The 13988-nt window shown below is 53.4% G+C and carries 15 protein-coding genes; 12 read left to right on the top strand and 3 right to left on the bottom strand.

Annotation, left to right across the window (positions count from 1 at the left end; all coding sequences use genetic code 11):
• The coding region (locus tag KO1_RS23960) for a sodium ion-translocating decarboxylase subunit beta (protein ID WP_073971824.1) at window positions 1-457 on the top strand (457 nt) is incomplete at its 5' end.
• A gap of 115 nt (window positions 458-572) precedes the next feature.
• Window positions 573-1274: a hypothetical protein gene (locus KO1_RS23955; RefSeq protein ID WP_023321687.1), complete on the top strand. Its 702-nt coding sequence runs from the start codon at window positions 573-575 to the stop codon at window positions 1272-1274.
• Window positions 1275-1300: 26 nt separating this feature from the next.
• On the opposite strand, the gene degS is transcribed toward KO1_RS23955, so the two are convergent.
• The 3 genes from degS to zapG all read right to left on the bottom strand — a co-directional run bounded on the left by degS (window position 1301) and on the right by zapG (window position 4387).
• Window positions 1301-2362, bottom strand: a complete 1062-nt coding sequence (gene degS, locus KO1_RS23950) for an outer membrane-stress sensor serine endopeptidase DegS (protein WP_024274763.1) — start codon at window positions 2360-2362, stop codon at window positions 1301-1303.
• Window positions 2363-2448: 86 nt separating this feature from the next.
• Window positions 2449-3816: a serine endoprotease DegQ gene (gene degQ / locus KO1_RS23945; protein ID WP_004106206.1), complete on the bottom strand. Its 1368-nt coding sequence runs from the start codon at window positions 3814-3816 to the stop codon at window positions 2449-2451.
• Window positions 3817-3988: 172 nt separating this feature from the next.
• Window positions 3989-4387, bottom strand: coding sequence for a Z-ring associated protein ZapG (gene zapG, locus KO1_RS23940; protein WP_004106204.1), 399 nt, complete (start codon window positions 4385-4387; stop codon window positions 3989-3991).
• A 190-nt stretch (window positions 4388-4577) separates the two neighbouring features.
• Here zapG and zapE point away from each other — a divergent pair, with 190 nt between their 5' ends.
• The 10 genes from zapE to KO1_RS23890 all read left to right on the top strand — a co-directional run bounded on the left by zapE (window position 4578) and on the right by KO1_RS23890 (window position 13984).
• Window positions 4578-5711: a cell division protein ZapE gene (zapE, locus tag KO1_RS23935; protein WP_004106202.1), complete on the top strand. Its 1134-nt coding sequence runs from the start codon at window positions 4578-4580 to the stop codon at window positions 5709-5711.
• Window positions 5712-5930: 219 nt separating this feature from the next.
• The gene (rplM, locus tag KO1_RS23930; protein WP_004106200.1) at window positions 5931-6359 is read left to right on the top strand and encodes a 50S ribosomal protein L13; all 429 of its coding nucleotides are present in this window, start codon (window positions 5931-5933) and stop codon (window positions 6357-6359) included.
• A 15-nt stretch (window positions 6360-6374) separates the two neighbouring features.
• Window positions 6375-6767 (top strand): 30S ribosomal protein S9, encoded by a 393-nt coding sequence (gene rpsI, locus KO1_RS23925; RefSeq protein ID WP_000829815.1) that lies wholly within the window; start codon window positions 6375-6377, stop codon window positions 6765-6767.
• Window positions 6768-7078: 311 nt separating this feature from the next.
• A complete protein-coding gene (gene sspA / locus KO1_RS23920; protein ID WP_004106197.1) occupies window positions 7079-7717 on the top strand; it encodes a stringent starvation protein SspA in 639 nt (212 codons plus the stop codon).
• Between the two features lie 3 nt (window positions 7718-7720).
• The gene (gene sspB, locus KO1_RS23915) at window positions 7721-8209 is read left to right on the top strand and encodes a ClpXP protease specificity-enhancing factor (RefSeq protein ID WP_024274762.1); all 489 of its coding nucleotides are present in this window, start codon (window positions 7721-7723) and stop codon (window positions 8207-8209) included.
• 659 nt (window positions 8210-8868) lie between these two features.
• Window positions 8869-9585 (top strand): DUF1120 domain-containing protein, encoded by a 717-nt coding sequence (locus KO1_RS23910; protein ID WP_004106194.1) that lies wholly within the window; start codon window positions 8869-8871, stop codon window positions 9583-9585.
• Window positions 9586-9687: 102 nt separating this feature from the next.
• The gene (locus KO1_RS23905; protein ID WP_017145344.1) at window positions 9688-10365 is read left to right on the top strand and encodes a fimbria/pilus chaperone family protein; all 678 of its coding nucleotides are present in this window, start codon (window positions 9688-9690) and stop codon (window positions 10363-10365) included.
• 21 nt (window positions 10366-10386) lie between these two features.
• Window positions 10387-12765 carry a fimbrial biogenesis usher protein gene (locus KO1_RS23900; protein ID WP_024274761.1) on the top strand — a complete coding sequence of 793 codons (2379 nt, stop codon included), beginning with the start codon at window positions 10387-10389 and terminating at the stop codon, window positions 12763-12765.
• Entirely contained in the window at window positions 12762-13292 is a 531-nt protein-coding gene (locus KO1_RS23895) for a DUF1120 domain-containing protein (RefSeq protein ID WP_017145346.1), read from the top strand. Before KO1_RS23900 ends, KO1_RS23895 begins: the two co-directional genes overlap by 4 nt.
• Window positions 13289-13984, top strand: coding sequence for a DUF1120 domain-containing protein (locus KO1_RS23890; protein WP_016809821.1), 696 nt, complete (start codon window positions 13289-13291; stop codon window positions 13982-13984). Before KO1_RS23895 ends, KO1_RS23890 begins: the two co-directional genes overlap by 4 nt.
• Window positions 13985-13988: the final 4 nt, after the last annotated feature.

The raw sequence follows: 13988 nt of genomic DNA, 5'->3' as shown, positions 1-13988 counted from the left end.
TGCGGCGCCGCTGCTGGGGATGTTCTGCTTCGGCAACCTGATGCGCGAGAGCGGGGTGGTGGAGCGCCTGAGCGACACGGTGCAGAACGGGCTGATAAATATCGTGACGATATTCCTCGGATTATCGGTGGGCGCGAAGCTGGTGGCGGACAAGTTCCTGCAGCCGCAGACGCTGGGGATACTGGTGCTGGGGGTGACAGCGTTCTGCGTGGGCACGGCGGCGGGCGTGCTGATGGCGAAGCTGCTGAACCTGTGCAGCCGGCACAAAATCAACCCGCTGATTGGCTCCGCCGGGGTGTCGGCGGTGCCGATGGCGGCAAGGGTGTCGAATAAGGTGGGGCTGGAGTCGGACGCGCAGAACTTCCTGCTGATGCACGCGATGGGGCCGAACGTGGCGGGGGTGATTGGCTCGGCGATTGCCGCCGGGGTGATGCTCAAGTACGTGCTGGCGATGTGAATCGTTACCTTTCCCCGGATTGCGCCGTAAACGGCTTATCCGGGCCACCAGACTGCACGGACCCGTAGCCCGGTCAGCGCAGCGCCACCGGGAGATTTCCTATAAGGAGGCTTTGATGAATGAAACCATAACATTACGCCCCGAAAGCAGGGCATCGACAAAAGATGTCATTATCGATTACATGCTGGCATCAGTAGATGAAGTTGAACAACTGCAGCCCGCGCTTAACCTGTTAGCGCACCCATCGGTTGCCCGCGGAGGCCATGATTTTTTTGTCCATTGCTATGAGGCGGGTACGCAAAATAAAGCAGCTGAAACAGAACCGGCGCTACCTGATACGGTATTTCGGGACTCCACGCCGTGGATGCAAAGAAGTGGGCTGCTGTGTGCCGCAGCGGGTCATCTGGATGCCCGGGGGCTGGCGCTGACGCACAATCGTCTGTGCGACCTGGCCGGTCAGTATTGTGCCGGCGCGGCGGATGCCGATGCTGAAATCCGCAGCGGATTTTATACCGTGCGCAGCATATCGCTGCCGGTTTACCGGCGACTGCTGCGGGACAAGCATCCTCATGGCGTCTGCCTGCAGCAGTCGCTGCTGCATCTGCTGGCCTGGAAGAGCGAATCACCCTGGGCGCGGCAGCAGGCTCAACGGTTGCTCTGGCAGGGCGGCGTACTGGGTGATAACGGCGAATTTGCGCTGATGACGCTCGATGACGAGCTGCGGGAGCGGCAGTTTGCCTGGCCGGGGCTGTGGTCGCTGCTGGCCGTCACCGGGTTTCTGGCGAAATTCCCGGCCGGGCCGATTTTTGCTGATTAAATAGCGCTCCCCGTTCGGGGAGCCTGTTAGTTGGTCGCAGGATATTCCTGTACGGCGATATGCAGCGTAATTTTTTTATCGTCACGCATAATCACCACCGGAATTTCCGAGCCCGGACGGATCTCTGCGACCTGATCCATGGTTTCCAGGGCGGAAACGGCGGGTTTATCGTTAACCGAAATAATCACGTCATTGGCGCGGATCCCTGCCTGGGCTGCCGGGCCTTCCGGCGCCACATCATTGACTACAATCCCCTGCAATTGATCGATACCGCCGCCGCTCTGCGCGTGCAGCGGCGCAATTTCGCGGCCGCTGATCCCAATGTAGCCACGAATCACGCGGCCATCGCGGATCAGCTTATCCATAATCTTGGTCGCCAGCTGGAAAGGAATCGCAAAGCCGATGCCCTCCGGCGTTTCGCCATCGTTGCTTTTATCAAATGACAGGGTATTGATACCCATAAGCTCGCCCAGCGAGTTCACCAGCGCGCCGCCGGAGTTACCGTGGTTGATTGACGCATCGGTCTGCAGGAAGTTCTGGCGCCCAGTGGGGTTCAGACCGATACGCCCGGTGGCGCTGATAATGCCCTGGGTAATGGTTTGCCCGAGGTTGTACGGGTTGCCAATCGCCAGCACGACGTCACCGATATGCGGCACGCGTTTCGGGTTAATCGGAATAACCGGCAGACCGCCGCTGGCGTTGATTTTTAATACCGCCAGATCGGTGAGGGTATCTGAGCCGACCAGCAGCGCTTCAAAGACCCGGCCATCCTGCAGGGCAACAATAATCTGATCGGCATCGTTGATGACGTGCTTGTTGGTCAGAATATAGCCGCGCTGGTCCATGATCACGCCGGAGCCGAGCGTTAACTGATTATGACTGGTGCTGTTAAGGGCGCGGTTATAGACATTGACGACCGCAGGCGCCGCGCGACGGACGGCGGAATTATAGCTGGCGGGGGATTCATCCGCGCTATCGTATTGCGTGGTCGGCGAAAGCTGCCACTGGCGCAGGGAAGGCATGACGGCCAGCAGCAAACCGCCGACGATCAAACCGATAAGTATCGAACGTAAAAGCTTTGCAGGCATGATGCAGATATCTTTGATGGATAGACAGGCGAAGCATAACACGACTTGTCCGGACATCGCACTGCACGCGATGTCCGGAAGGCGAGTTAGCGCAGCAGTAGATAGATGCTTTCGCTGCCGCGAACGACGTTCAGTGCAATGACCGTCGGTTTGCTTTCGAGTACTTTTCGCAGTTCGGCAATCGAGCGCACGCGTTCGCGATTGAGGCCAATAATGATATCGTCCTTATGCAGGCCGGCCTGCGCGGCAGGGCTGCCTTTATCGACGTTATCAATGATGACGCCTTTGGTCCCATCCTTCATCTGACCGTCGCTTAACGATGCGCCCTGTAGCGCCGGAGCGATAAGCTCTGCGCTGGCGGAAGACGAGGTGCTCTTGTCCAGCGTGACCTCCACTTCAACGGGTTTCCCTTCACGCAATAGTCCTAATTTCACCTTGGTTCCCGGCTCGGTCGTGGCGATGCGTGAACGCAGTTCGGCGAAGCTGTTGAGCGGTTTGCCGTTCAGGCTGACGATAACGTCGCCAGATTTAACGCCCGCTTTAGCCGACCCCGAGTTTGGCAGGACTTCGCTAACGAATGCGCCGCGCTGGACGTCAAGATTCATCGCTTTGGCGATATCCGCGCTCATTTCCATTCCTTTAATACCCAACAGGCCGCGTTTGATTTCGCCAAACTGGATAAGCTGCTGAGAGAGGATTTTTGCCATATTGCTGGGAATGGCGAAACCAATGCCGACGCTGCCGCCGCCCGGGGCCAGAATGGCGGTGTTGATGCCAATCAGCTCGCCGTTGAGATTCAGCAGCGCGCCACCGGAGTTGCCGCGGTTAATGGAAGCATCGGTCTGGATAAAGTTTTCCAGCCCCTCAAGGTTCAGGCCGCTGCGGCCAAGGGCGGAAACAATCCCGGATGTGGCGGTCTGACCCAGGCCAAACGGGTTACCGACGGCGACGGCGAAGTCGCCAACCCGCAGCTTGTCCGAGTCGGCGATAGCGATTTGCGTCAAATTACTGGGCTTGAGGATCTGCAGCAGTGCAATATCGCTCTGCTCGTCGCTGCCGACCAGTTTGGCATCGAACTCACGCCCGTCGTTGAGCTGGACGCTGATCTTCTGGGCCTGATTAATGACGTGATTATTGGTCAGCACGTAGCCTTTTGCGGCATCAATGATGACCCCAGAACCCAGTCCTTCAAAAGGCTGCGCCTGCTCTTGCGGCGCGTTGTCGCCAAAATATTTTTTCAACTCTTCCGGCATATCCTGCGCGGGTGACGCGGTACCCTCAACCTGTACGCTCACCACCGCCGGCAACACTTTTTCCAGCATTGGCGCGAGGCTTGGCAGCGCGCCCTGGCCCGGAACTTGTGTCGGTAAAGACGCTGCTGCCGGAGGTAAGGCTGACAACGACAACCCAATGCTTAACGCTAACGCACTCAACAGCAAAGTTGGTTTATTCATTAGTTGCTGGCTCTCGTAACCTGAGGTGTATGGGAAACGTCCCGAATGGCCCGATGTTATTGAATTTTCGACCCGGTAACAACGTGGGCAATAGTTAAATTGTAGCTGGGATGAGAGGTTGAAACGGGCGCAGAGGGTGCGCCCGGAAAATATTTTTACTGGCGTTGCCGAATCAATCGCGCTTTACACCGCCGCGCAGCAGACCGGATGCGCCTTCAGAATAGTCGCGCGGCATCTGGACCGGAGCCTGATCGTTGCCCGCTTCGGACTCTTCCAGACGATTGCGGAACGGATTAGCGTCCGCCATGGTGTCCGGCAGGAGGTTGCTGGAGCTTTTCGCCATATGCTGATACAGCTGGCGGTAATCATGCGCCATGTTATCCAGAAGCTCGGCGCTCTGGGCGAAATGGCTCACCAGCTCTTCGCGGTACTCCTCCAGCTCTGCTTTATTCTTTTCCAGTTCAAACTGCAGCGCCTGCTGTTGGCGTAATTTACGATTGCCAAAACGCATCGCGACGGCACCGATAATGATGCCGACAACTAGCCCAATTAGCGCGTATTCCCAGGTCATGAACATCTCCCGTTGTTTTGTGGTTCCGTAGGGTGGCTATGAGGCTCTCCGCCTGCGCCCGATAGTGCCACTATAACCGCTAATTCCACAGAAGTGGAATCCTGGCGTATCATCACGTAGTGTAGAGCAGCCTTTTTTTCGTCAATCGTGAGCTACGGCATTACGGTTTTCAAGGAATAACAATTAGATCATGCAAAGCCTGTCCCCAACATCGCGTTACCTTTCCGCTCTCAAAGAGGGAAGCCATCAACCTGACGACGTTCAGCGAGAAGCGGTCAGCCGCCTCGATACGATTTATCAAGAATTGCAGAATAAACCTTCGGTAGCGCCGCAAACCGGCGGCGGTCTGCGGGCGAAATTCGGCAAGCTGCTGGGCAAGCGTGAACCCGCTGTCGAAACGGCCGCAGTTCGCGGTCTCTATATGTGGGGTGGGGTCGGCAGAGGGAAAACCTGGCTGATGGATCTGTTCTTTCAAAGTCTGCCGGGAGAACGTAAACAACGTCTGCATTTTCATCGCTTTATGCTGCGGGTACATGAAGAGTTAACCACGCTGCAGGGGCACAGCGATCCGCTGGAAATCGTTGCGGACCGTTTTAAAGCTGAAACCGATGTGCTCTGCTTTGATGAGTTTTTTGTCTCTGACATTACCGATGCGATGCTGCTGGGCGGTCTGATGAAAGCGCTGTTTGCCCGCGGGATAACCCTGGTGGCGACGTCGAATATTCCTCCTGACGAACTGTACCGTAACGGTCTGCAGCGCGCCCGCTTCCTGCCTGCGATCGACGCGATTAAGCAGCACTGCGATGTGATGAATGTCGACGCCGGCATCGATTATCGTCTGCGCACGCTGACCCAGGCGCACCTGTGGCTGTCGCCGCTGAACGCTGAGACCCGCCAGCAGATGGACAAACTGTGGCTGGCGCTGGCGGGCGCAAAGCGCGAGCAGATGCCAACGCTGGAGATAAACCACCGCCCGCTGCCGACGTTAGGCGTTGAGAACCAGACGCTGGCGGCTTCCTTTGCGACGCTGTGCGTGGATGCGCGTAGCCAGCACGACTATATTGCGCTTTCGCGTCTGTTTCATACCGTCATGCTCTTTGATGTGCCGGTGATGACCGGGCTGATGGAGAGCGAGGCGCGGCGCTTTATCGCCCTCGTCGATGAATTCTACGAACGCCACGTCAAACTGGTGGTCAGTGCGGCGGTTCCGCTGTATGAGATCTATCAGGGCGAGAGATTAAAATTCGAGTTCCAGCGCTGTTTATCGCGCCTGCAGGAGATGCAGAGCGAGGAGTATCTGAAGCGAGAACACCTGGCGGGGTAAAACCGGGTACAAATCACATAAAGGGGTCGATCTTTGACCCCGACTTCTCTATAATCTTGCGACCCCACGTTACGAGAAGGTTTTTTTCCCAAAACTTTCTATGTGCCGGCATAGGCTATTCGAAGGGGTAGGTTTGCTGGACAATGTCGTGTGAACCTCAACTGACTAAACGTTTGGGTGTTCACCAACGTGTAACTTATTTATTTGGGTAAGCTTTTAATGAAAACTTTTACAGCTAAACCAGAAACCGTAAAACGCGACTGGTATGTTGTTGACGCGACCGGTAAAACTCTGGGCCGTCTGGCTTCCGAACTGGCTCTGCGCCTGCGCGGTAAGCACAAAGCGGAATACACTCCGCACGTTGATACCGGTGACTACATCATCGTTCTGAACGCAGAAAAAGTTGCTGTAACCGGCAACAAGCGCGAAGACAAAATGTACTATCACCACACCGGCCACATCGGTGGTATCAAAGAAGCGACCTTTGAAGAGATGATTGCCCGCCGTCCTGAGCGTGTGATTGAAATCGCGGTTAAAGGCATGCTGCCAAAAGGCCCGCTGGGTCGTGCTATGTACCGTAAGCTGAAAGTTTACGCGGGTAACGAGCACAACCACGCGGCACAGCAACCGCAAGTTCTTGACATCTAATCGGGATTATAGGCAATGGCTGAAAATCAATACTACGGCACCGGTCGCCGCAAAAGTTCCGCAGCTCGCGTTTTCATCAAACCGGGCAACGGTAAAATCGTTATCAACCAGCGTTCTCTGGAACAGTACTTCGGTCGTGAAACTGCCCGCATGGTAGTTCGTCAGCCGCTGGAACTGGTCGACATGGTTGAGAAATTAGATCTGTACATCACCGTTAAAGGTGGTGGTATCTCTGGTCAGGCTGGTGCGATCCGTCACGGTATCACCCGCGCTCTGATGGAGTACGATGAGTCCCTGCGTGGCGAACTGCGTAAAGCTGGTTTCGTTACTCGTGATGCTCGTCAGGTTGAACGTAAGAAAGTCGGCCTGCGTAAAGCACGTCGTCGTCCGCAGTTCTCCAAACGTTAATTGTCCTCTGCTTATGCAGAACAATTTGCGAAAAAACCCGCTTCGGCGGGTTTTTTTATGGATAAATTTGCCATTTTCACTCTACAAACGCCCCATTATTACCACTTTTTCAGCATTTCCAGAATACCCTCACCACAACGTCTTCAAAATCTGGTAAACTATCATCCAATTTTCTGCCCAAATGCAGGTGATTGTTCATTTTTTGTTTGGATGATAAGCAAAAGTGATATCACGCAAATGGGGTTTTTACATCTGGCTGGCCATCCGTGGTCGGCAGCAGTACAAAATTCTGAATATACCTGGAGGTTTTCATGGCTGTCGCTGCCAACAAACGTTCGGTAATGACGCTGTTTTCTGGTCCTACTGACATCTATAGCCATCAGGTCCGCATCGTGCTGGCCGAAAAAGGTGTTAGTTTTGAGATAGAGCACGTGGAGAAGGATAACCCGCCTCAGGATCTGATTGACCTCAACCCGAATCAAAGCGTGCCGACGCTTGTGGATCGTGAGCTCACTCTGTGGGAATCTCGCATCATTATGGAATACCTGGATGAGCGTTTCCCGCATCCGCCGCTGATGCCGGTTTATCCGGTGGCCCGTGGGGAAAGCCGTCTTTACATGCAGCGTATCGAAAAAGACTGGTATTCTCTGATGAATACTATTCAGACCGGTACCGCTTCGCAGGCCGATACTGCACGTAAGCAGCTGCGTGAAGAGTTGCAGGCCATTGCGCCGGTCTTCACCCAGAAGCCCTACTTCCTGAGCGATGAGTTTAGCCTGGTGGACTGCTACCTGGCTCCGCTGCTGTGGCGCCTGCCGGTTCTTGGCGTCGAGCTGGTTGGTGCTGGCGCGAAAGAGCTTAAAGGCTATATGACTCGCGTATTTGAGCGCGACTCCTTCCTCGCTTCTTTAACTGAAGCCGAGCGTGAAATGCGCCTCGGTCGGGGCTAAATGATGGATGTATCACAGCTGACGCCTCGTCGCCCGTACCTGCTGCGGGCGTTCTATGAGTGGCTGCTGGATAACCAGCTGACTCCGCATCTGGTCGTTGACGTGACTCTGCCGGGCGTACTTGTGCCGATGGAGTATGCGCGTGATGGGCAAATTGTTCTCAATATTGCTCCGCGTGCTGTCGGTAACCTGGAGCTGGCGAACGACGAAGTGCGTTTTAACGCGCGTTTCGGCGGTGTGCCGCGCAATGTCTCCGTGCCGATGGCTGCCGTACTGGCGGTTTACGCGCGTGAGAACGGTGCGGGGACCATGTTCGAACCAGAAGCCGCTTACGATGAAGATGTCACCAGCCTGAACGATGAAGAAGAGCTGCCTGACAGCGAAACGGTCATGTCGGTGATCGATGGCGATAAGCCAGATAATCACGACGACGATCCGGATGATACGCCGCCGCCCCGTGGCGGACGCCCGGCGCTACGCGTTGTGAAGTGATATCAATAACAGGCCCTGCGGGGCCTGATTCATATATGAATTCATATGTGAATCAGACGGCATCCCCTATCCCGAGCGAAGCATGCCATAGCTATGCTTCGCTTTTTTTTCATTTTATAACTTTACTGCTGGCGTCGAGTCTCTTCTCCGTCAGGGCAAAGTGTGTTTCTGCTGTGGGCTGGGTCTGCACAGATTATTTTGCTGTGCCCTATGGTCATCCAGCACAGGAGATAGGGTATATTAGATGAAATGGGAGTGTGAATTCATATTTTTCTGGGTTTATTTGTTGTAACTTTAATTAAGGTGTTTCTATGATGAATATGTGTTCTTATTTTACTATTGATGCCGTTTATTTATAAAGAGCAGATTAATTAACTGACCCGTGTTTTATTTAACTTACTTGCAATTCATTTACTATCTTCTTGTAATTGTTGAAGGTTTTTACTTTTTAAAATTTGCGATTATTTTTCTTGAGATTAGTCGTTCAATTAAGTAGATTAGCCGGCGGTGAGAGGAGTCTCTTTCATCATTACTTCCAGTGACTAATTCTTTTCTCAATAATTATTGAGGGGATGATTAGTGGCAATGATTTAATTGGATAAAGGATGTGCCGATATTTTTATTGATATCGGTCGTACGATACATTAAGGAAAATTGATATGTTCTCTAAAAAGTCGCTTTCTGCGCTATGCGTTTGCGCTGCTATTGTTTCTGCTGCGGGCGTTAATGCTGCTACGGATACTACTCTCACCGTTAAAGGAACCTTTGTTCCGGCTGCGTGCACCCCGGAGCTGAGCAACAGTGGTGTTGTTGATTACGGCTCTATGAACAACTCGGTTCTCGAAAAGCCGGTCAGCGGTAGCACCCTGGTTCAGTTGGGCAAAAAATCCATTACTCTAACGGTTAGCTGCGATGCGGCGACCAGCGTGGGCATCGTGGCGAAGGATAACCGTGCCAGTTCTAAAGTTGAGATTTCAAGCTCGGCGTATATTGCTGACTATATCCCGGGGCAAAATATGACAACGGAATCTGCGGCGTTTGGCCTCGGTACCGTTAATGACATGAAGATCGGTGCTTATTCCGTTACGGCAATGAAGGATGGATTAACTGCTGATGGCGCGGCAGTGGATATGATCGTGAAAAATAGAGGCGGGGCAAATAGCTCGTGGGAGAATGCAAATAGCGGTGCTTTATATTACTCCGACGCTACCCGTATCGTTACCGTTGCTGAAACCGGCAAAACCACCCCAATGCTGTTTAAAGATTTAGTGATGCCGCTGGATATCGTTTCCGCCGTTCAGAACAATGGTGTACTGGGTGCCGGAACGCAAATTGAGCTGGATGGTAATGCCACGCTGAGTCTTGTTTATCTCTAATATTTATATGCTGTCCTTCTGAAATTCGGCCCAATAAATATTTTTATAAAATTTATTGGGCCTGTTAATAAGCTCTATCTCATTTTAATACACACCACTAATATGAAAAAAACGCTGCTGTTGTCATTATTGATATTGACGACCCGGGCCTATGCCAGCGGCATGGTGCCTGAGACATCTGTTTTACTCGTTGATGAACAAAAAGGTGAGGTGTCGATGAACCTCACCAATTCAGATCCGCATCCGTCCCTGCTTTATACCAAAGTGGTTGATTTAGCCGATAGCGATAAATCTATCCGCTTAATTGTCACGCAGCCGGTAGTACGCGTAGAGCAAGGGGACACGCAAAAGATCCGCTTTATATTGCAAACGTCTAAACCGCTACAACAGGAAGAGTTTAAACGGGTCACCTTTGAAGGAATACCGCCGAAGGAAAAGGGAAAACTGAAAACAACGGTCACTATTCGTCAGGATTTACCGGTCATTATCCATCCGGCTGGCCTGGCGGAGGAGCCCGCGCCGTGGAAACATCTGGTTTGGCGCAAAAAGGGGGGCCAGCTGGAAATCAGTAATCCGAGCGACTATGTCGTCAGGATGACGTCCATGTTTAATACTTTGCCTTCAGGTTCTCCCGGCGAGTTAGCGAAAACGTATCTCCTGCCGCACACCAGCGTCAGCGTAAAATTACCTGCTAAAGCGGGAGCGGATACGAAAGTCGAGTTTTTCCCGGCAAGCCGCTATGGATATAAAGGAGAGCGCTACATCACCTCGTTGCAGTAACCATGTTCAAGGATGAACGGAATGCTCAGGAAAAAGCTGTTGGCCTGTCTTATCGGGTTGGGAAGCGCTCAACTGGCGGTAGCTGAAGAGGCCAAAAAGAGCGCAATAGAATTTGATAGTGAAACCTTAACGTCTTTGGGTATCGATCCGCAAATTGCGCATTATTTCTCTTCAGAAGCCAAATTCCTGCCAGGAGTGACCTCGGTTATGCTGGGCGTTAACGGTAAGGATAAGGGAAATATCGTCGCCCACTTTGATGATGACGGCCAGCTGTGTTTCGATAAAGCGTTTATGCAACAGGCCGGTATTCGCCAATCCGTGGTCGATAGCGAGGGCTGCTATGACTATTTACAGGCCCATCCTGAAACGATCCTGAAAGCGTCGCCCGGAAAAGGGCGAATCGATCTGATATTACCGCAGGAGCAGTTAGTCCACCAAAGTACCGACCTCAGCGGATACGACACGAGCGGTACGGCTGGGGTGCTGAATTATACCTTTTTCGCTTCGCGCAACGATTATAGCGGCGGTCATTCCGAGTATTCGCAGCTGATGCTGGACGGCGGTCTAAACGTGAATACCTGGCTGCTGCGTAGCCATCAGCTATTAAGCCGTGCGAATAATCAGTTTACCAGCGAAAATTCGCAGACCTACCTACAGCGCACCTTTACGCAGATAAAAAGCACCGTCAAGGCGGGTGAAATAGGCATGAATAACCCTTTGCTCGACGGCACCGAGCTATACGGTATCTCCTTGATGCCGGAGAGCGCCCTTAACGATGCCGGGAGCGGCGTGCTGGTAACCGGGATCGCCAGTACCCCGCAGGCGCGGGTTGAGATCCGCCAGCAAGGGATCATGGTGTATTCCACTTTAGTGCCTGCCGGCCCCTTTACCTTAACGGATATTCCCCTGCGCAACGTCACCAGCGATCTGACGGTCACCGTTATTGAGACCGATGGCAGCCAGCATAGCCAGGTGGTTCCCGCCTCATTGTATCGCTCCGGGCTGGGGCCTGCGGGCGGATATCAATTTTCATTAGGCCGGGTGAGCGATGCATATAGCCAGCAGCCCTGGGTAGCCAGCCTGGCTGGCGGCTGGAAGCTGAACGCCAGGCATAATTTAACTAGCGGCGCGATCGTTGCCCAGAGCTACCAGGCCTTAGGAATACGCGTTGACTCAGTACTGCCGCAGGAAATTTCGCTTTCTCTTCAGATTAACCAGGCGTTCGATCGCGATAATGCGCAGCAGGGCCAGAAGTACACTCTATCGACCTCCTGTGCAACACAGTCCGGTTTTGGGCTGAATGCTTCGTTGAGCAAATATTCTGAAAAGTATCGTGAGTTTTCTCAGGCCATTGATAAGAGTTTTAGCGCCACCAATAAAATGGAGTACTCATTGGGTGCGAGCTGGGGACACCCTGTTATAGGTACGATGAGCGCCAGCTTCTATGATGTAACAGGGTTCGATAGCCAAAATAATTCTCGCTACGCGACGCTTAACTGGGGAAAGAGTTTTAGCGCATTTTCCGTATCGGCAAGCTGGCAGCGCCAGCTCAGCGGCGGGAGTATCGAACAAAGCAATGATAATATTTTTTACCTGAACCTGAATATTCCCTTCCAGCAGCATTCGGTCAACGCTTACGCGCGCAGTGAAAAAGGGCGGAAGAGATTCGGTACTTCGGTAACGGGCACTATCAGCGATGATACCACTTATACCCTCGGCGCCGAACGTGACCAGACCGAGAGTCGGAACAGCTTCAGCGGCGGGATAAATCAGAATCTGCATTACACGCAGCTAAGCATGAATGCGAGTACCAACGGTTCGCAGAGCCATAGCTATTCCGGAACGCTGCGCGGGGGAATGGCCGCCCACCGCCATGGTGTGACTTTTACACCGTGGGCGATTCGCGACACCTTTGCCATTGCCAGCCTGGATAAGCCGGTTTCCGGAGTGCGCATCGAGACATCGCAGGGGCCGGTGTGGACTGACTTCAGCGGTCAGGCAGTCATTCCTTCCGTTTCGGCCTGGCGAGAGGCAGCCGTTGAAATCAACACCGCGACTTTGCCAAAGAACATGGATATTGGCAATGGGCTCAGAATGCTCAAGCAAGGCCGAGGGGCCGTAGGCAAAATCCGCTTTTCTACCATCACGGAGCGCCGGGTGCTGCTGGATGTCACGATGGGGAACGGTGATCCGCTGCCGAAGGGGGTCGCCGTAACGGATTCAGCGGGCAATTACTTAACGACTTCCGTCGATGACGGCGTGCTTTTTTTGAACAACCTCACAGGGAGACAAACATTGGTGGCGAAACTGGAAAAGGGAAGTTGCCGCATCTCGATAACGCTGCCTGAAGCGCCAGACGCAGATGCGTTCTATGAAAATGCCAGCGGGGTATGTCAATGATTCGTCTATGGCTGGGCCTTAGCCTGCTGGCGTTTTCCGGCGCCCTTCTGGCCGGATGCGAATTAAATAGCACGCAGCGTTCGGTTGACTATCTGCCCGTTCGCCCGGCAGAACGTCAGCAGGCGGGAGATAAGCCTGTGGTACTTCCGGAAAAGCAGTTCGTCCTGCATGTACATTGTGATAAGCCACAACGTATTCGGCTTTTCTTCGGTAGCGCCTATGCGCAAAACGGCAGGTTCGCACTTGGCAATCGTGGGGAAATGAATATTACCGCCGGGCAAGCGGTGGCTGACGATCGCGACGTGATGCTGGTCCCTGTACGGAGCGCCTGGGCGCCGATTACCGCGGAAGCAGCAAAGCGATCCCGCATTGCGCTCAATCAAGGGATCGCCTTTGTACAGGGAGAAGAGATTGAAGCCAGTCAGCTCTCTGTGGTTCTGAACGTGGCTTCAATGATGGAGAGCCAGGCGATTACGGATCGCGTAACGTATCGTGGGAATCTGCAGATCAGGGTGGTAACTCCATGAGGTACGCCTTTGTTTTATTCGCGCTTTTACTCAGTCCGATCCTTCACGCCGGCGACAACCTTAGTATTGATTTTACCGTGACCGCAGAAGCGGCGGCGTGCACGCCAACGCTGAGCCATAACGGCATCGTAGATTTCGGTGAGCGGCATGTCGGGTCGCTATCAACGTCCGCGTTTACCCAGCTGGGCGTGCGGGATATTACCTTAACGATTACCTGCGAATCCTCCACCGGGATCGCTATTACGGCGAGAGATGCGCGATCCAGTTCCGCTATCACGGGAAAAGATACACACGGCCATGAGGGAGTGCTTTTTCAGGTCAATGGTGGCGGATACATAAGCGACAAATTACGGCTTTTTGGTCTGGGTATGACGATGGAAAATAAACCTATTGGCAGCTATGCGATGCAAATCGATTCCGCCAATACCATCGCAGTTGATGATAAAAAAGTTGCCGTTGATATCGCCGGATCGGCCAGCAAGGAGGGACCGTGGGAAGTTTCCTCGCTTTTACCGCTCCCAACGGGACAGGACTATTTCTATACCTTTGTTAAAAAAGGCTCTTCGGTGCCGCAGCCAATCACGGCGGCAACGGTGCCTCTGCAGATAAGCGCATCGGTGGGAAGTAATCTCAGGAGCGGGCAAAAGGTGACGTTGGACGGCGAGGCGGTAATCAGTATTGTCTATCTCTGAATGA

It is taken from the genome of Klebsiella oxytoca NBRC 105695 (genome assembly GCF_001598695.1).
GTDB lineage: Bacteria > Pseudomonadota > Gammaproteobacteria > Enterobacterales > Enterobacteriaceae > Klebsiella > Klebsiella oxytoca.
Note: the sequence above shows the minus strand (reverse complement) of the source record. Positions and strands in the feature narration are given on the sequence as shown.